The 18,114-nt window shown below is 40.9% G+C and carries 11 protein-coding genes; 2 read left to right on the top strand and 9 right to left on the bottom strand.

The genetic code is table 11. The annotated features are described in order from the left end of the window. Positions 1-101: 101 nt before the first annotated feature. From ACHWSC_RS23075 to ACHWSC_RS23065, 3 genes are all read right to left on the bottom strand, one after another. Entirely contained in the window at positions 102-4,112 is a 4,011-nt protein-coding gene (locus tag ACHWSC_RS23075; protein ID WP_394678312.1) for a two-component regulator propeller domain-containing protein, read from the bottom strand. A gap of 542 nt (positions 4,113-4,654) precedes the next feature. After that, on the bottom strand, positions 4,655-5,245 hold the full coding sequence (locus ACHWSC_RS23070) for a YdeI family protein (protein WP_394678311.1): 591 nt from the start codon (positions 5,243-5,245) through the stop codon (positions 4,655-4,657). A 149-nt stretch (positions 5,246-5,394) separates the two neighbouring features. Then, positions 5,395-5,727, bottom strand: a complete 333-nt coding sequence (locus ACHWSC_RS23065) for a hypothetical protein (RefSeq protein ID WP_394678310.1) — start codon at positions 5,725-5,727, stop codon at positions 5,395-5,397. 607 nt (positions 5,728-6,334) lie between these two features. Between ACHWSC_RS23065 and ACHWSC_RS23060 the strand changes: the two genes are divergently transcribed. Further along, positions 6,335-7,264 carry a metallophosphoesterase gene (locus ACHWSC_RS23060; protein WP_394678309.1) on the top strand — a complete coding sequence of 310 codons (930 nt, stop codon included), beginning with the start codon at positions 6,335-6,337 and terminating at the stop codon, positions 7,262-7,264. A 110-nt stretch (positions 7,265-7,374) separates the two neighbouring features. Here the strand turns inward: ACHWSC_RS23060 and ACHWSC_RS23055 are convergent, their stop codons facing one another. The 5 genes from ACHWSC_RS23055 to ACHWSC_RS23035 all read right to left on the bottom strand — a co-directional run bounded on the left by ACHWSC_RS23055 (position 7,375) and on the right by ACHWSC_RS23035 (position 15,735). After that, positions 7,375-9,144: a RagB/SusD family nutrient uptake outer membrane protein gene (locus ACHWSC_RS23055; RefSeq protein ID WP_394678308.1), complete on the bottom strand. Its 1,770-nt coding sequence runs from the start codon at positions 9,142-9,144 to the stop codon at positions 7,375-7,377. Between the two features lie 11 nt (positions 9,145-9,155). Beyond that, positions 9,156-12,401: a SusC/RagA family TonB-linked outer membrane protein gene (locus ACHWSC_RS23050; RefSeq protein ID WP_394678307.1), complete on the bottom strand. Its 3,246-nt coding sequence runs from the start codon at positions 12,399-12,401 to the stop codon at positions 9,156-9,158. Between the two features lie 379 nt (positions 12,402-12,780). Further along, complete coding sequence (locus ACHWSC_RS23045; protein WP_394678306.1) at positions 12,781-13,557, bottom strand: phosphatase PAP2 family protein; 777 nt, start codon at positions 13,555-13,557, stop codon at positions 12,781-12,783. Positions 13,558-13,753: 196 nt separating this feature from the next. Further along, entirely contained in the window at positions 13,754-15,025 is a 1,272-nt protein-coding gene (locus tag ACHWSC_RS23040) for a glucose-1-phosphate adenylyltransferase (RefSeq protein WP_145327434.1), read from the bottom strand. A 251-nt stretch (positions 15,026-15,276) separates the two neighbouring features. Beyond that, positions 15,277-15,735 (bottom strand): hypothetical protein, encoded by a 459-nt coding sequence (locus ACHWSC_RS23035; protein ID WP_394678305.1) that lies wholly within the window; start codon positions 15,733-15,735, stop codon positions 15,277-15,279. A gap of 252 nt (positions 15,736-15,987) precedes the next feature. Here ACHWSC_RS23035 and ACHWSC_RS23030 point away from each other — a divergent pair, with 252 nt between their 5' ends. Further along, the gene (locus ACHWSC_RS23030) at positions 15,988-16,578 is read left to right on the top strand and encodes a methyltransferase domain-containing protein (protein ID WP_394678304.1); all 591 of its coding nucleotides are present in this window, start codon (positions 15,988-15,990) and stop codon (positions 16,576-16,578) included. A 1-nt stretch (position 16,579) separates the two neighbouring features. On the opposite strand, the gene ACHWSC_RS23025 is transcribed toward ACHWSC_RS23030, so the two are convergent. Then, on the bottom strand, positions 16,580-18,112 hold the full coding sequence (locus ACHWSC_RS23025) for a SulP family inorganic anion transporter (protein ID WP_346067199.1): 1,533 nt from the start codon (positions 18,110-18,112) through the stop codon (positions 16,580-16,582). Between the last annotated feature and the right edge of the window lie 2 nt (positions 18,113-18,114).

The raw sequence follows: 18,114 nt of genomic DNA, 5'->3' as shown, positions 1-18,114 counted from the left end.
GCAACCGGTTGTATAAGGGGTATGTTTTGTTAACTTTTAGGGGTTATTTTGTTAACATGTGCGGGAAGACATGCAGACGACATTGCCACTAAACCATTTATTTATAAGGTTTTTCGATAAAAAGACGGCAGGTTACCAAATGCAGATTTAAAATATTTGCTGAATTGTTTCGGATTTCCGAATCCTACTTCATAAGCAATTTCAGCCATCGATAATTTCGAGTTCTGAACCAGATGCATGGCACGTTTGAGCCGAATATGTCGGATGTATTCCATCGGTGAATAGCCTGTGATGGCAAGCACCTTTTTATAAAGCCCTACGCGGGTGAGGTTCATTCTTTTGGCTAGCAGTTCGACAGAAAGCGAAGAGTCACTGAGATCCTGTTCAATTTCCTTTACAAGCACACGGATAAACTGTTCATCAGCAGATACGATATCGGGCTGCGCCAGATTAACGTTGATCTGTTTTTTATACCGTTTTACTAACGTCTGCTGCTGATGGAGTATCTGCGCCAGTTTTGAACGCAGTAGACTGATATTAAAAGGTTTGTTGATATAATCTGTTGCACCGGCCTGTAAGGCCTCCAGTTCAATCTTCTGATTGACTACCGCAGTTACAATCAGCACAGGGATATGAACCAGCTTAGCCTGGGCTTTTATAAAGCGGCAAAAATCCAGTCCGCTCTCTCCAGGCAGGCTGAGATCGGTGATGACAAGATCGACCTGCTGCTTGCTTAGGATCAATTTTGCATCATTAATACTTTGTGCAGCGTGAACTAGGTAGACCGAACTCAGGGTTCGCTCCAAGTAATGAAGGAAGTCAATATCATCTTCCACTAATAAAATAGCGGGTTTATCCTGCTTACTGCTTTCGACGGGATCGGCGCTCGCTACGGCCTTATTTATGGGCAACTGAACATTAAATGTCGTCCAGTGCGCATTGCTACTCAGCCTGATATTTCCACTCAAGAATTCGACATAGTCTTTAACAATAGAAAGCCCGATGCCTGTACCTTGATTCAGTTTTCCATTTGGCACATCCAGTTGTATGTAACGTTCAAAAACGCGGGCTTGTAAATTTTCGGGAATCGCTATACCCTGATTTTGAACTTCAATACACAGTATCTTTCCTTTTTCTTGTTCAGTGATTTCGGCATGGAATGCCACAATACCGGATACTGGGCTAAATTTGACCGCATTTGACATCAGATTGAAAATAATGCTTTCCAATTTGTTTTTGTCAAACCAGGACAGATATGTGTCTGGAGCGATATTGACCTGCAGCGAGATTTGATTGCTTTGAGCTATCCCGGCAAAGGCATCGAGCTGTTCGCGGATAAATCCCATGAGGTCCCCATATTCTTCGTTCAGTTCAAGTTCACTTTTCTCCAATTTTCTAAAGTCTAGCAGCTGGTTGACCAATTTAAGCAGACGGTCTGCATTCTTCTTGATCAAGTTTAGGTCGGCTTTTTTTTCTGGATGCAGCTCTTCATCCAGCAGCTGCTGTGCTGGAGTTAGAATCAAGCTGATCGGAGTCCTGAATTCATGGCTTATATTGGTAAAGAAACGTGTTTTCAACGCATCCAATTCCTTTGCCTGTGCAGCCTGTTCCTGAGCGAGGTAAAGTTGATTACGCGTCCTGACACGCAGTTTTGTCAAATAAAAATAAGCCCATAGGACGACTAGTATCAAACAGGCGTAAAAAAGAAAAGCCATTGTTGAACGCCAAAACGGTGGCTGTATATCGATTGTCAAAAGTAGTACACCATCTGACCAGCTACTTGAATCGATAGCATGCCGAATATACAAGCTGTAGCTGCGGGTGTCCAGATTGGTAAAACTGGCCCGCATGGTTCCCGGTTCAAAATCAAACCATTCATCACTTAGACCAGCAAGCTGATATTGGTAGAGTCCATTATGTTGCTGTAGGTAGTCAAAGGTTGAGAACTCCAGCGAAATGGCATTGAGGTTGTACGGAAGCCTCAGTTCCTTAAGATTATTCAGGGCTTGATCGTAAATGACCCGGCCCGAAAATTCTTCACCTACGGCTACCCGCTTGTTGAATAAATAGAGATTGGACAAAAGCGGCAAGATCAGTTCACTTTCGCGGCTAATTTTCGCAGGATCAATAAAATTGAACCCCTTTGGCCCACCAAAAACAAGTCTTCCGTCCCGCATTTTTAAAGCAGCGTTTTCATTGAATACATTCCCCTGAAGGCCCAATTCCTGCGTAAAATTGCGGATGATAAACTTCTCTGCCTGTCCTGTACCGACAATCGCCGACAGGCCTTTGTTTGTGGAAGCCCAAACATCACCTTGATCATCGACCAAGAGTGCCAGGATTGCATCGTCGCTAAGCCCATCTTGCTGTGTAAGATAGCTTATTTTTGCACCATCAATTACATGCAGTCCCTCTTGTGTCGCTACCCAAATACGACCAGTTTTGTCCTCTTTGATATCATAAATTAAATCATTCATGAGTTTCATAGGCGAACTGGATGTATTGATATAAGTAACCTTGTCGTCGGGGGCCAACAATGCCAATCCTGTAGCTGTGCCGATCCAGAGACGTTTTTTTGAATCCTCAAATAAGACAGAGATATAATTGCTGTTGATGGTTTGGCCCTGCCGTGTATATGTTTTCGAAAACTGTTCTGTTTTTTTATCAAACAGGTACAGGCCGGTACTTAGCGTTCCTATCCAAAACCGATGTTGACTATCTTCATAGATCTCCCATACACTATCGTCATTCAATTTCCCTGGAGCCGCGTCACGGTGGAAAACCTTAAAACTTTTGCCGTCAAATCGACACATACCACCTCGATAAGTTCCTATCCACAGCCTGTCTTCCGCATCCAGCAATAAGGAAACAATCACGTTGCTGCTCAAACTATTGGGATCCTGAGGATCATGCAGGTATTGCGTAAAGGTTTTCTGACTGATATCATAATAGAGCAATCCCCCACCATTTGTCCCAATCCAGAGATTACCCTTTCGATCCTGTACAAACTTATTGACGTCGTCAAAGGGAAGTGATTTGGGAAGTCCAGGATAGTTCTTGACTAAGGAGAATAATAACAAGTTGGGATGATAATAACTGATGCCGCCTTTGTATGTTCCCGTCCAGATAATACCGGACTTATCCCGATATAAAGCCGTTATGCTATTGTAAGGTAGGCTCCGTAAATCATATTTATCGTTACCGATGATTTGTACACTTTTTGTTTTTTTATCATAAACATTGATCCCACCATGGTCAGTTCCTAGCCAGAGATGCCCTTTATCATCTTGCACGATATTGCCTACAAAAGGATTGGATAGTTCTTTTTGGAGATGTTGAATTGATCCATCTTTCGGGTCAAACCAGTATACACCGATTGGAATATCCTTTGAGAAGATCCATATCGCCCCATCCTGATCGGCAAATAGATTATAATTTACCAGCTTATTGCTGATCGGCAATAAGCTAGTTTTGGTACTTCGCAGTGATTTCGTATCAATGTGACCCAGCAGGCCATTTTCGTAGATTACCCAGATCGTCTGCCCTTGCCCAGCTATCACATCGGCTATTCGGTTGTTTTTGGTCAACTGCGGTACAGTACGATAGGTTTTCTTTAGGCTATCGTACAAGATCAGCGAACGATCACTATACAATAGTGCAAAGGTCTGCCCTTCCAGCTGTCTTATCGTATGTACGTCTTTGACGGGCAACTTTAAGCGGGTCAGTATGGAATCAAGCTGCTGGACGATAATGCCTGAATGCTGATCATACACATTCATCCGGTTGCTGGTACGGATCCATACATTGCCTTCTGGTCCCTCAAAGATTGCGGAAATCGAATTTCCACTCAGCCCGGTACGTTTATTAGCGGAATAGCGAAAATTTGTGAATTGCGCTCCATCAAATCGGCTAAGGCCAGATTCGGTACCAAACCAGAGGTAATTGTACTTATCCCTGAGTGCGCAATTGACATGATTATGGACCAGGCCCTGGTCAGAAGTTAAGGTTTTAAACGCATACGTATTGACCTGGCTCCAAACTGAAGATTGCCCTAAGAAAAGGAAAAGAAAAAGTTGGAGATACGCGTATAAAAAAGACTTAAGCTGCTGCATTGGTTATCATCTCCCCAATGATACAAAAATTGAGCAAATACAGCAAATCAAGTTGCTATTCATATAAGCTTTAATATGGTCTTTTGATCGTTTAATCATTATACAACACGCACTACCACCACTTATCATATTTCCAATATAAAAAATGGCATTATTGAGACAACTATTCTTTATCCCCCTAACCATGTTACCACATTGTGATCACGTTCGTAAGTTAAATCGGAATAATACCATTTTTACAGGGATATAACTAGGGGTTAACAAGGGTTTACCCCTGTTATACCCCTGTTAACCCCCTGTTATCCCCCTGTTAAACCCCTACTAATAGTAGAACTGGTATAAATCAATTAATACGTTTTGTAGGAAAAATTGAAGATCAGTTTTACAATGAAGCGCTTCCAAAAGATTGCTATTCAATAGCCATGAAAATAGCACTATTTAAACAGCCCTATCAGGCAATAGAATTGCTAAAACCAGATGTTTAGATCTGACTAAAAATTCTTTATTTACCACTCGAAATAGTAGTTCAAAATACTGGAAACTTACTGAAATTGCTTAGGTCTGTCTTTTTCTGCTGCTCTTGCGGCAATCTCATCAATGCGTTTTTTGCGGGTATCTGGTCTTTTGGCGAGAACAATCCATTGCAATATCATTTTTTTGACGGATTTACTCAATCCAAGAAAATAATCTTTTGAACCAGCATAATGTTGAAATGCTTCCTCCAAATCCTCGGGAATAATTAACTCTTCCACATTATCCAAAATTGACCAAGAGCCATTTTCTTGTGCTATTTTTATAACCTCATGCCCCGCTGGAGTCATTAGATTCGCCTCGATTAGTTTTTTAACTTTTTCTTTGTTAATTTTAGACCAGGTACTATTGGGTTTTCTTCGGCTAAATAACTGCATGAATGAATAGGCATCAATCGGCCTCCGTGTGCTATCAATCCAACCAAAACACAATGCTTCATCCACAAGTTCAGTCCAGTTGACCACCGGTAAATTTGATTTTTTAGTATTACAGATCACCCAAATTGATTGTGCTATGTGATGATTGTTTTCGAGCCAAAATCGCCACTCTTCCTTTGTATTCAGGTAAATAGTGATTCTCTCCGCCGAATTCTGTTTGATCATTGATATAGTTTTTTAGTCCTGACTGGTATGGATAAAATTTGTCTATTGTGAAAATACGTTTTTTTTGAATACTAGTCATCCATGTTTTGCACAACAACGACCAGCTTGTGCTATTGACAACCTCAAATTATTCAACAGTATTTTCATTCTTAAATTTTAAGAATATATCTTTTGGGAACTAATAGAAGTATTAAGAGTAGAACAATCTGTATACAGATTACAAAAAACAAAATAGTTTGCGTTCGAAAAGCGAGTTCAGAGACTCGTTTTGCGTTTCTGCGCCGTAAATCGATCTGATTTTTCAGCAGATGCTTTTCACAGCTGTCGATATCAGCCCGCTGCTCTATTTCCCATTTTTCCTCACTTGCCAAATGATTATTTTTCGTAGGCGCCAAGTCGATAGCGTCGAATAGCGTAAAAAAAAACCAGCAACAGCCAATAATGGTAATTGAAGTCAAGCTAATCAGGATTTTCTTTATCATACGTATTTATTTTTGCATTTCGTTTCAAATAATAAGTCCTTAAAAAGATTATGATCAACACAGCTGTTAATCCCGAGACCAGAAAAGACGAAAACTGGAAAATAGCTTCACCAAACGCTTTACTGTCGCCAAAACACTGTACTGAGTTTCCCCATATATCAGTGCCCATAGCCCCCTCATAAATACATTTCCGACAAGCCCAATATTCGGGAAGTATAATTCCGAGATAAATTGGTAACAAAATACCATAACAAGTAAGCAGAATAATTGTTATTGCACGAATCAATTTCATATGATCTATATACCTAAACCTTTTATTCGTTAAACACCACAATCGCCAATTTACAGTATTACAATAGCTAAAAAATCGATAGTTTATATGTGTTGGCAATCATTTATAATTCGTTAGTGATCCATCAATTTACACAAACGTTTGTGTATTCAATTTACTTGAATCTCTAATTTATTCTCAGTATACTCGTGATAACATTATAATCAATTACCCAGAACAGTGGTTCAAAAAATAGACTAAACAGACAGCAAAGCAACATTACCGGAATACGGACTAATATATTCTTATAGCAACATATTTTAAAACGCTAAAAAAATGAAACAGATTGGCTTAAAAATCAAACAGGAATGGAAGCTTCTTTCCATATTCGTCATCTGCTCTTTACCCGGCTTATTCAGCATGGCACAATCCAACACACCGGTCCTCCGTATCGGTATCATGGCCGATATGCAATACGCAGACAAAACAGACCACGGTAGCCGTTTCTACCACAATTCATTAATGAAGGTCGATACGGCTGTAGACTTCTTCAATCGCAATAAGGTCGATTTTTCATTGATTCTTGGCGATCTTGTCGACGAAGGTCCAAAAGATCTTCCAGTACTGTTAGAACATCTCTCCCCCTTAAAAAAAACGACTTATTGTCTACTTGGAAACCACGACTATGTCAACGTATCCAAACCAGATCTTTTGCACACTACTTTTGGGATGCCAGCTAAATACTACGCATTTACAAAAGGAAAATGGCGATTTGTTTTCTTAAATACGAATGCGCTCAGTGAATATGCCACAACGCCCAATTCAGCAGACCAACTTGAATGGAAAACCTTGGTGGATAGCCTACAGGCAGGCGGAAGGAAAAATACGCAACCCTGGAATGGCGGGGTTGATCGAAAACAACTCGAATGGTTACAAAACGAACTTGCCCAAGCGCGGAAAAACAAAGAGCATGTGATTGTATTGACACATCATCCTTTATTGCCAGAAAATGGCTATGAAACACTCAATAACCGGGAGGTTCTTGATATACTATACAAATTCCCCGAAGTTAAGCTGGTACTTTCCGGTCATAATCATAAAGGCAATTATGTAATGGCAAATAATATTCCTTTTGTAACCATGGAAGGCATGATCGAAACAGCTACCAGCAATGCCTATGGACTTTTGGAACTCTATCCGAAAGAAATCAAAATCAAAGGTCAGGGTAGACTCAGTTCAAGAGTTTTTAAATTATCATCCAAATAAGGCTCAATCGGGTGATTAATAAACTCACCATAAATGAGATTTAAATAAAACACCCGCAACGGCTTTAGCTGTTGCGGGTGTTTTTTATTGAATGGGTTTAGACAAAAATACTATTCCATGGTTGGATTAAATGTTCCACCCCAATCTTTATTCTGCTTGATATTTGGGTTCTTGTCAATGACCGACTGCGCGACGGGAAAGAAATAATAGGTATCGGGTACCAAATTCACTTTGTTTCCTGTACTGGGCACCTGCAAGACGCTATATTTGAACTGATTTTCCTTCAATGTATATGTTTTGGCCAATGCATTGGCATCATCCAGATTCATCTCGGTTCCATTTGAATTTATTGCTATCGCTTCAACTCCATGTTTGGTTGTATTGTTCAGTATATTGAGCTTACGCAACCTTCTTAAATCCCAAAAACGATGTCCCTCAAAACAGAACTCAATATTACGCTCTGCCAAAATGGCTTCACGCATTTGCTCCTTCGTGGTCGCTGTTATGCCATATTTATTATCTGCGCCCGGCTCGATTCCCGCTCTTTTCCTAATTTGCGTAACCAGGTCTAAGGCTGTCGCAAAATCTCCTGTTTCATTGGCCGTCTCAGCATAATTCAATATAACTTCGGCATAGCGCATCAACACAAAGTCGACATCATACTGAGTTTCCACTTCGGTTTGCTTTAATGACAGTTTGGAATTTTTTAAGATAAAAAACCCGCTATATCGATCCAAATTGGACGATGGAGTTTTTGCCTTCGGGTTAATGCCAAAGTCATCTAAAGCCGGAGCAATACCGACAGAAGTGTATTGTCTTTTGCCGGTCTTGCCGGAAACTTCATAGATTTTGGCATTCCACACAATAGACTTGTCAAAACGCGGATCGCGGTTTTCCCAATAGGATTGTAAAAATTGATCTTCTGTCTTATGGTATTTACCCGCTTGATCGGAATATAACTTTCCATCTTTCATTGGAAAAGCTTTTACAAATTCCCAGGATGGAACGGAACCTGCCGGGCCCCTACTTTCGGACCCTGGACGTACACCATTATCCCAATTGGCAACTTTATTTGGATAGGTATTAATCACAGCAAAAACAACCTCTGGCCCCTTTTCTACCAGCGCAATGTTGGAATAATCTGAAGTCAAACTATAGCCATCCGCCTTAAGCTGATCATAAGCTAATTTATTTGCGGTATTGGCCTCCTGCCAATAGGGATTTCCATAAGGATTGGAAGGGTTAAACTGTGGAGAAGCCTTATATAACAATACCTTTGCTTTAAAAGCGGCCGCAAAATCACCATCAATTTTCCCATAATCTGCCGTTCCTTTGGCAATTGTTTTTGGCAATTGTGAAATAGCCTGATCCAAATCTTTAACAATCAGCTCAAAACATTCTTTTGTCGAATTGCGAGGCACATTAAGATCATCATTTTTTAGATCTTGCGGTACAGTAATATAAGGGACACCGCCGTGGATCCTAACCATGTTAAAATACATAAAGGCACGCATAAACAACGCTTGGCCAATCACCGTTTTTTTAAAATCGTCTTTTAACGAACTACTTTCATTGACCTTCTGTATGGCTGTATTGATTTTCCGGATGGTTGTATAATCCCACGATTTGTAAGAAGTATTGTTGACGGTAACCGCATCCAATGGAAAAGCGATCCCGATTAGTTGTTCCGAGTTTCCATCCGCACCAGAATTCCAGTTACCAAATAGTGGATATAAATTGGCAAGATAGCCGTTCACTAGATTTGGATCAGCCCATACCTTAGCTTCATCCAGCGAATTGAGGTCCTCAATGTCCAATACATTTTTACAGGAGGACATGCACAAGGCCAATGCAATTAAAGGATAATATATTTTTTTCATCTTTTTTTCATTTAAAATTTAACATCAAGTCCAAACGTAAAGGTTTTCATGACTGGATAAGAATCATACAGCTTTTGTTCGGGATCATGAAACTCTTTCATTGGCGAAAAAACAAACAAATTGGTTCCATTAAAAAACAGATTGACATCTTTCACACGCAGTTTCTCTGTCATGCTTTTCGGCAATCGATAAGAAACATTAAGATCACGTAAGCGTAAATAGGCTCCATTTCTTATCCAGAATGACGAAGGTGCTGCACCGGATTCGGCCCATCCAGAGTACCCCGTTGGTCGCGGATATTTGGCGTCGGTATTATCCGGTGTCCAGACATCGGAAGCCCAAATTGGATAATATGGACGGAAGGTATCACCGTGCTGGCGCATTCCACCGCCTTCTTGATTACTGATCATGCGATCATAAGCAAGAACTCCCTGAAATAAAGCCGAGACATAAAAGCCCTTCCAGCTCGCATTGAATCCAAATCCATAATTGATGCGCGGAGAATTATTGTCCGACAATAACTGCAAATCGTTATCATCAATTTTCCCATCCGGGCCACCTGAATAGTTCGCCCCCTGAATATCTTTATATAAGATCATCCCAGGAAACGGATCCCTTCCGTAGGTCTTAAATCCTTTTGCTTTCAACGCATCAGCTTCAGCCTGTGTCCTAACCAAACCAAGGGATTCTAAGCCGATAATTCTATTCTCAGGTCGTCCAATTCTGGAGCGAAAGTTCTGCGGTTGGCCCGATGCATAAGATGGTTCTTCGTCAATGATGTCCCAACGGTCTTTGGCATACCCCAGATTGGCATTGAGACCATAAGCCACTTCACCAACCTTGTCATTCCAGTTAAAAGAAATCTCGCCGCCTTTATAACTTCTCGCCGCATAATTTTCGGGAGCAAGTGCGCGACCGTAATTGTCAGGGACCTTCAGCGATCTTGGACCAAGAATATTGGTTTCCTTGCGTGAAAACAGATCAAGGCTACCGGTCAGCTTATTATTAACAAATCCAAAATCCAAACCCAAGTTGACACTCTTAGAGGTTGTCCAGGTTAGATTTTGTGTTGGGGTTGCACCATACGCAATACCATTATAATAGCGGTCACCAAACATATAGCCGCCCGAGGTGGTATACTTTTCTAAATAACCAAATTGCCCGATTCGATTGGCATTGACATCCAAATCATTACCCGTTGTACCATAAGAAGCTCTGAACTTCAAATCCGATATTGTATTTTTTATATCCGTAAAGAAGTTTTCGTCCGATACACGCCAGGCTGCCGATACTGAAGGAAAAAATCCCCACCGCTTATCCGTCGGAAATAATGGTGAACCATCGTAACGGAAAGAAAACTCCGCAATATATTTATCCGCATAATTGTAGTTAGCACGCCCGATGATACCACGTCTCGAATCGATCGTTTCATTGGCAGTTGTCGACCTAAAGTTGCGATCTGTAGGATAAATAAACATTTGATCCAGGGCTGTAATTGGATTTTCTGCCCGTGAAGTGACATAAGTCCCTCCTTTTTTGGACTGTTCATAAACCAATGTTCCGTCTACCGAATGTTTACCAAACTTGCGGTTATAGTTTAAAAACCAGTTTACCTGATATTCCCACAATCGTTGTGGGCTGTAATCCATGAAAGGCTGGCTCTGACTAAAAGTAAAAATATTAATATTAGCTTCTGATGGCGGAGCTGGTATAAAGCGGTTGTCATTCGGGTTTAAAGAGGTAAAAGTATAGTTCTTTTGAAAACTCATATAACGCTTGCGCATATAGTCTTGAGCAATGTAACTTCCTACAACTTTTGTCGAAAGGCCCTGTACCAATTTATCCAGCTTCAAGTTTAGGGTCATAATAGGATTGACCTGCCGCACTTTACGGTCTATATAGCGATCTCCGATGACCTGATCGATCACATTCCACGCCTGCCAGCTTCCCATAGGTGTCTGTACAGGATAAGCCGTTGGTGTATTGCTCGGAGTTCCGTCTGCATTCAGGTAAAACGGATACATCTTTGGCCAGTTGAATGTGACACGGTAGAAATCGGATACGTCAAAATCATCATCATTCGAAGATGTGCTGAATGGCCAAAAAAAGCGCTTCGAATTGGTCTGGTTGGCAGAAATATTAAAATCCATGCTAAAATCTTCGGTAATCTGCGCGGAAATATTGCTCCTTAAATTAAATTTCTCATGATCCAAAGATTTATAAGATCCATTTTCTTTACGGTAGCTCAGCAAGCTATAATAAGTAATTTTGTCGCCACCCCCATTAACCGATATCGATTGTCGATGTGTAAACGGGTTGCGCCAGATAACGTCATTGGCATTGTAATTTTTGTCCTTGAAATAATCAAACTCTTTTTGTCCATTTGGGATGGAAAGACCACGAAATTCGGCTACCCGATTTTGATAGGTAAGTTCATCTTGCGCGGTCGTTAAATTAGCAAGGAGCTCCTGCGTTGGCGTATTGAAAGTATAATTACTTTGTACATTAAAAACAGGAGCTTGCGCCGTTCCTTTTTTTGTCGTTACCACCACTACACCATTACCGGCCCGGGTGCCATACACTGCGGCAGTTGCAGCATCTTTTAAAAAGGTCATTTGGTCAACCTCGTTCGCTTCAAGGACATCGAATGCAGCTTTATCGCGAACCACGCCATCAATTACATAGAGTGGCTCGGCAAAACTCCCCCGTATACGCAAGCTCGACGATGCTCCGGCCATCCCCGAAGTATTGGTGACATTGACTCCCGCGGCTCTACCGGCGAGTGAATTGGAAAGATTTGAACTGGGGATGTTTTTTAACTGTTCTGCATTGACGGTAGCGACCGAGCCAGTAATATTCCCTTTCCGCTGCTTACCATAGCCAATGATCACGACCTCTTCGAGTGCTTGATCACTCGATACCATGACCACGTTCACATCACTTGCGGAAACAGCCACCTCCTGTTTTGTAAACCCCTGGTAGTTCACGACCAAAACATCACCACGCTTTGCGCGAATAGAAAAAATACCTTGTTGATTGGAGGACGTTTGAACGGATGTTCCTTTGACAGTGATGGTAGCACCGGCTAATGCCTGACCTTTCTCATCTTTGATGATCCCTGTAACCTGATCTTGATCGACAATAGCATTGATCGGATCCAGATTCAGCGCGTAAGAATCGGGCTGACTAAACAGCAGGCAGAGCCCCAAAAGGCTAATGGGTCTCGCCTTTCCATGAAGAAAAAAATTTCTCATCATAATTACAAATTGGTTTAAAATAATAAAGAACCGTGGGGTTCAACTTTGGTTTATTGACTTTGCATGCCTTTCTTTTTATAAAAAACAGCAAAAGTGGATTAGATTGTCTATTAAATTTAAAAAACAAAATCTTATTAACGAAACTAATATGATTTTTTAATCCAAAATTCACAGAAACGTTACATGCTTAAAACAGGGAATGGAAATGCCGGACACAGCAGTCCCAATCTTCAGGTAGGACACCTAAAAACGGTAGTGAACACAGGGATTTAAAGTGGATTTTTATCCCTGTACGAATAATATCTAGGAAATTTTATTTTCAGGCGAGCCGAGTACGATCAATGTAGAGGCTCCGAATAGGGCTTAAAAAAATAAGAGCCTAAAACTGTAAGCTGGCATTTAGGCAAAATTGCCGTCCATTATAGGTTGGTAATACCACATAACTCTTTTTTGAATTCTGCAATCGACTGTCTACCAGCGGTAGCAACCAATAGGCGATTTTAGTACTTAAGATACCGACCCCAGCTCCCATAGCGATATCCGAGAACCAGTGCTTATCATTATGCATCCGCAGATAACCGGTACCTGCGGCAACAGCATAACCTGCTATTCCGTACCAAATTGATTCCTGCCTGTATTCCTGCCAAAGCAGTTCCGCACCAACAAATGCAGTGGCAGCATGCCCTGAAGGAAAGGAATTGTTCGCTGAACTATCCGGTCGCCATACAGGAATGGTCGATTTCATAATTTTGACGGTCGAAGTCATAATAATATTGGAAACCGCTGCTGTGAACAGGCGTTGTTTAAGGTTATGTTTCGCAGGTACCCCGACCGCATCCAGCACAAAAACTCCGGCAGTTCCAGCAAAACGGGTGAAATCGTCCAACTTAATTTTTTGATTGTTCCCTCTCGATACACCATCTCTAATGTCTTCATCTATCCCTTTTAAAAAGGGATTCCCTTTGGCAACGATACCATAGGTGATCAATCCTACAGGAACAGCCAGTTCTTTGTAAGGAATTTTCTTAAAAAAATGAGATCCGCTGCTCGAATCCGAAGGTTGTTCCGACAAGATCTGCGCAAATGAGGTAACCGGCATTACAAAAAGTAAAACCAGTAGCCAATAAAAAACAATCTGTTTCCTGTAATCGATCATTTTAGCCTTAAAAAATTTTATAATGCGCAAAGATAATATTTATAAACTACCTCTTTAACAGTATTAATCCATACAGCACGGTAATATTGGGCATCAATCTCCATTTTATCAGTAAAACAAAGGAAAAAGCAACGAAAGTCTGCTGTTTACACCATTTATATAAACAGCAGACTTTAACTTCAAAATAGATAAATTATCAAAATCCTATCGTAACCCCGTTGGCAATGATAGCATCTTTTTTCACAACAACGATGCCGTCACAGATCATATGCGTATCAAAATCGCCATCATTCAAGCCCGGTCCACCAATGATACGAACGTCATCTCCAATACGGCAGTTCTTATCCAAAATTGCATTTTCAATATAACAACGTTTACCCACGCCTACCGGTGGTGGCTTTTGTGTATTTCCCAATTCCAATACTTCTTCCAATTGCTCATAGTAATCAGTTCCCATCATGTAGGTCGATTTAATAACCGTCCCTTCGCCAATACGGGAGCGTATCCCAATAACAGACCTCTCCAGTTTATCTCCATTTAAAATACATCCATCGGCAATTACCGTATTATTCAAGGTTGTCCCCGAAATTTTCGAAGGTGGAAGCATCCGCGCACGTGTGTATACGGTCTCATTAAACAAGTTGAAATCCGGAATGTCATCCGTTAATCCGATATTGGCATCGAAAAAAGATTTGATGGTTCCGATATCGGTCCAATAACCATCAAATTGATAACTTAACACGCGAAGTGCTTCAATGGCATCCGGTATAATTTCCTTGCCAAAATCCATCCCCGGATTGGCAATTAAAAGGTTGCGCAAGATGTTTTTTGAGAAAACATAAATCCCCATGGATGCCAGATAATGCCTTCCCTGCTTATGCAAAACCTCGGAGACCTCGGAGGTCCAATTTAATACTTCATCCTTATCGGGCTTTTCAACAAAAGCGGTAATTTCATTTGCTTCATTCGCTTTTAAAATACCAAATCCCGTAGCATCCTTACCATTGACCGGTATAGTCGCAATGGTAACATCCCCCCCATTTTCAACATGGAAGTCAATCAGCTTCGAATAATCCATTTGGTATAACTGATCACCAGACAAGACAAGAATGTAGTCGTAATCTACATTCAGGAGATGTTTCTGCGTTCGCCTAACAGCATCAGCCGTACCCTCAAACCAACGATCGCCCTCATTGGTCTGCTCAGCAGCCAAGATGTCAACAAAGCCCTTACTGAAAATGCTGAAATTGTAAGAATTTTTGATGTGTGTGTTCAAAGAGGCTGAATTGAACTGCGTCAGTACGAAGATCTTATTATAGCCAGAATTCAAACAGTTCGAAATCGGAATATCGACCAAACGATATTTTCCAGCTATTGGAACCGCTGGTTTCGACCGTTGCTGTGTCAATGGGAAAAGGCGCGACCCTCGACCTCCTCCCAATACAAGGGAAACTACTTTGTGTATCATACCTCAATCCATTAATTGGTTATAAAATTGTTATCTTCAAGAACAAGGACCTGATCAGGTTTAGTCTCGAGATTCTTTAAATTCAGGTTTAAGAATCCTTATTAAATTAGCAATTTTCCGGATAAGAAGCAAACAACAATTTTAATCAACGATTCTTTTCACAAAAAAGTAATTCTAGAAAAACGAGCAGAAACATGCTTAATTTTAACCGATTAAAAGACGATGATGACAAGTCCGTGTCTCCCATAGGTTTAATATCCAAATAGACCACTGAATAAAAAAAGGCAGTAGATATAGCCAACAAGTAATAGGTTAACACCTATTGGCGGATATTTCTTTTGGGTAAATAACCATAGGATCTCAATAAAGGCATAAATGGACAACGGTGCTGCAAGACTGACGGTCATAAAATAGAGTAAATATCCAGCCCCCAAACCATCATTTTGTTGTTTAAGAATCAAATATGGAACAAGAAGTAGCAGAAAGGCGATACAGACTACAGAAAATCGAATGAAAAAATGTCGTTTTAATTTTCTATCCCCTTTAAGAGGCTTATACATAAACAGTGTTGAGCCCGATATATATAGTGATAACAACAAATAACCGATATAGTGATGCACACTCTCCAAACCATTCCAATTTTGATTAGCGTAGGCAAGACCAACAATTAGAAATAAAACAATAAATAAGATTATTTTAATATAATTCATCTAAAAACATCAGGGGATTATCCCTACTAGAGTAATTGAACGCTATAAATTTTAATATCGTATGGAACAAAAGTGAATTTCAAGATTTCTCTCCAATACGACATCTTGCCAATCGAACTTTGACCATAATAGCGCAAATCAACTAAATAAAATCAACTTCCGGAAGGATAACTAAATGAAATTTTCATCCTTGGGAAGGCAATCTTGGCCTAATATTTATGTAAATTGCTAAGCATATAGAACAAAACAACTATGAATTCTTCACTATTGGATGGAAATTATTGGGATGAACGTTATAAGAACAAAGCAATAGGCTGGGATATTGGTTATGCTTCTCCTGCTATTATCAACTATGCAGCGGAGTCTATCGCCAAAGATGCATCTATTCTAGTTCCCGGTTGTGGAAATGCTTATGAAGCAAAGGCTCTACTTGACATGGGGTTCCATCAGATTACCTTACTTGATATCGCTCCGACCCTCGTTGCGAAGGTAAGAAAGGAATTCGCCAATAGCCCTCAGATCCAAATCGTATGTCAAGATTTCTTCCAGCACCAGGGTCAGTACGACTATATAATTGAGCAAACATTTTTTTGTGCACTGGATCCTTCATTACGCCGCAGTTACGTACAACAAATGCATACTCTGCTCAAGCAGCAGGGTATTCTGATGGGCTTATTGTTCAAACGGGAATTTGCACAACAGGGACCACCTTTCGGTGGAGATCAAACGGAATATCAACAATTATTCGCATCGCAATTTGACATTTTACAGCTGACAGATTCAACCAACAGTATTCCCCAAAGACAGGGAAATGAACTATTTTTTGAGCTGCGCAAAAAATAGTCTACTTGCCCGGCATGACCCGATAGGTTGGATCTTCCATGATATTGACCTTCACAATGCCCGCAGCATTTTTTAACAAAGAGCGACAATCTTCACTGAGGTGCCACAATTCGATTTTTTTCCCTTGTGCAGCGTAGCGTTCGGTAATTTTGTTGAGTGCATCCACGGCGGACATATCCACCACACGGCTTTCCTTAAAATCTAAAATCACACGCTCGGGATCTTCCAAAACATCAAATTTATCCAAAAAATTAGCTGTCGAACCAAAGAAAAGAGGTCCATAGATTTCATAATGCTTGATGCCCTCGGCATCCAAATATTTTCTTGCCCGAATGCGCTTCGCATTATCCCAGGCAAATACAAGTGCGGATACTACTACACCAATAAGCACCGCAAGTGCCAAATTATGTAAAACCACGGTAATTCCGGCGACAATAATCCCAACGAAAATATCTGATTTGGGAAATTTATTGACAATCCGTAAGCTCACCCATTGGAAGGTTCCAATGGCCACCATCATCATCACACCGACCAGCGCGGCCATGGGTATCTGCTCAATAAAAGGAGCACCTACCAAAATAATCACTAAGATGGTCATCGCTCCAATAAAAGAAGAAAGTCGCGTGCGTGCACCAGCATTTAAATTGACCAATGTTTGAGCAACCATGGCACAGCCACCCATTCCCCCAAAAAATCCATTGATTGTATTGGCTATCCCCTGCGCCATGGATTCGCGGTTTGCATTTCCTTTACTCGCTGTTATTTCGTCTACCATGTTCAATGTCAGAAGCGACTCCACCAACCCTACTCCAGCCATCACCAAAGAATACGGGAAAATCAGTTGCAATGTTTCCCAGTTCAGGGGAACATTAGGTAAATGTAGATGAGGTAATGTCCCACTAACAGAGGCAATATCTACTACTTTTTTGGTATCAATACCTAAAAGAGAAACCAGGCCAAATACAACCAGAATCGCGATTAAAGAGGCTGGAACAGCCTTCGTTATCCGAGGAAATCCAATCACAATCAACATCGTCAGCAGAGTCAGTCCCCCCATGATGTATAAGGTACTTCCCGACATCCACTCCGCTCCCTGTCCGGTATTCACCTTAAATTGGACTACTTGAGCCATAAAAATAATAATGGCCAGTCCGTTCAAAAAACCGTACATAACGGGCTGCGGAATCAAGCGTACAAATTTTCCCCATTTAAAAAGCCCAACTAAAAATTGCAGGAGCCCCGCCAAGACGACAGCAGCAAACAGGTAATCAATCCCGTGACTTGCCGCCAGGGCCATCAAAACGACCACTGTTGCGCCAGCACCTCCGGATACCATCCCTGGCCTACCTCCCAAAATGGAGGTCACCAAACCCATTAAAAATGCTGCATAAAGTCCCGTCAATGGTGGTAGCCCGGCTAAAATTGCAAATGAGAGTGATTCCGGAATCATCGTCATTGCGACCGTTAATCCTGCAAACAACTCATTCTTAAGATTAATCGATTTTATATTGAATATTTCAAAGGTATTGTTCATTT

The sequence above is a fragment of the uncultured Sphingobacterium sp. genome (assembly GCF_964277905.1).
Classification (GTDB): Bacteria; Bacteroidota; Bacteroidia; order Sphingobacteriales; family Sphingobacteriaceae; genus Sphingobacterium; species Sphingobacterium siyangense.
Note: the sequence above shows the minus strand (reverse complement) of the source record. Positions and strands in the feature narration are given on the sequence as shown.

Bases quoted from the DNA above. Each gene is read 5' to 3' on its own strand.
- ACHWSC_RS23075 (WP_394678312.1), bottom strand. From the start codon at position 4,112: ATGCAGCAGCTTAAGTCTTTTTTATACGCGTATCTCCAACTTTTTCTT.
- ACHWSC_RS23070 (WP_394678311.1), bottom strand. From the start codon at position 5,245: ATGATCAAACAGAATTCGGCGGAGAGAATCACTATTTACCTGAATACA.
- ACHWSC_RS23065 (WP_394678310.1), bottom strand. From the start codon at position 5,727: ATGATAAAGAAAATCCTGATTAGCTTGACTTCAATTACCATTATTGGC.
- ACHWSC_RS23060 (WP_394678309.1), top strand. From the start codon at position 6,335: ATGAAACAGATTGGCTTAAAAATCAAACAGGAATGGAAGCTTCTTTCC.
- ACHWSC_RS23055 (WP_394678308.1), bottom strand. From the start codon at position 9,144: ATGAAAAAAATATATTATCCTTTAATTGCATTGGCCTTGTGCATGTCC.
- ACHWSC_RS23050 (WP_394678307.1), bottom strand. From the start codon at position 12,401: ATGATGAGAAATTTTTTTCTTCATGGAAAGGCGAGACCCATTAGCCTT.
- ACHWSC_RS23045 (WP_394678306.1), bottom strand. From the start codon at position 13,557: ATGATCGATTACAGGAAACAGATTGTTTTTTATTGGCTACTGGTTTTA.
- ACHWSC_RS23040 (WP_145327434.1), bottom strand. From the start codon at position 15,025: ATGATACACAAAGTAGTTTCCCTTGTATTGGGAGGAGGTCGAGGGTCG.
- ACHWSC_RS23035 (WP_394678305.1), bottom strand. From the start codon at position 15,735: ATGAATTATATTAAAATAATCTTATTTATTGTTTTATTTCTAATTGTT.
- ACHWSC_RS23030 (WP_394678304.1), top strand. From the start codon at position 15,988: ATGAATTCTTCACTATTGGATGGAAATTATTGGGATGAACGTTATAAG.
- ACHWSC_RS23025 (WP_346067199.1), bottom strand. From the start codon at position 18,112: ATGAACAATACCTTTGAAATATTCAATATAAAATCGATTAATCTTAAG.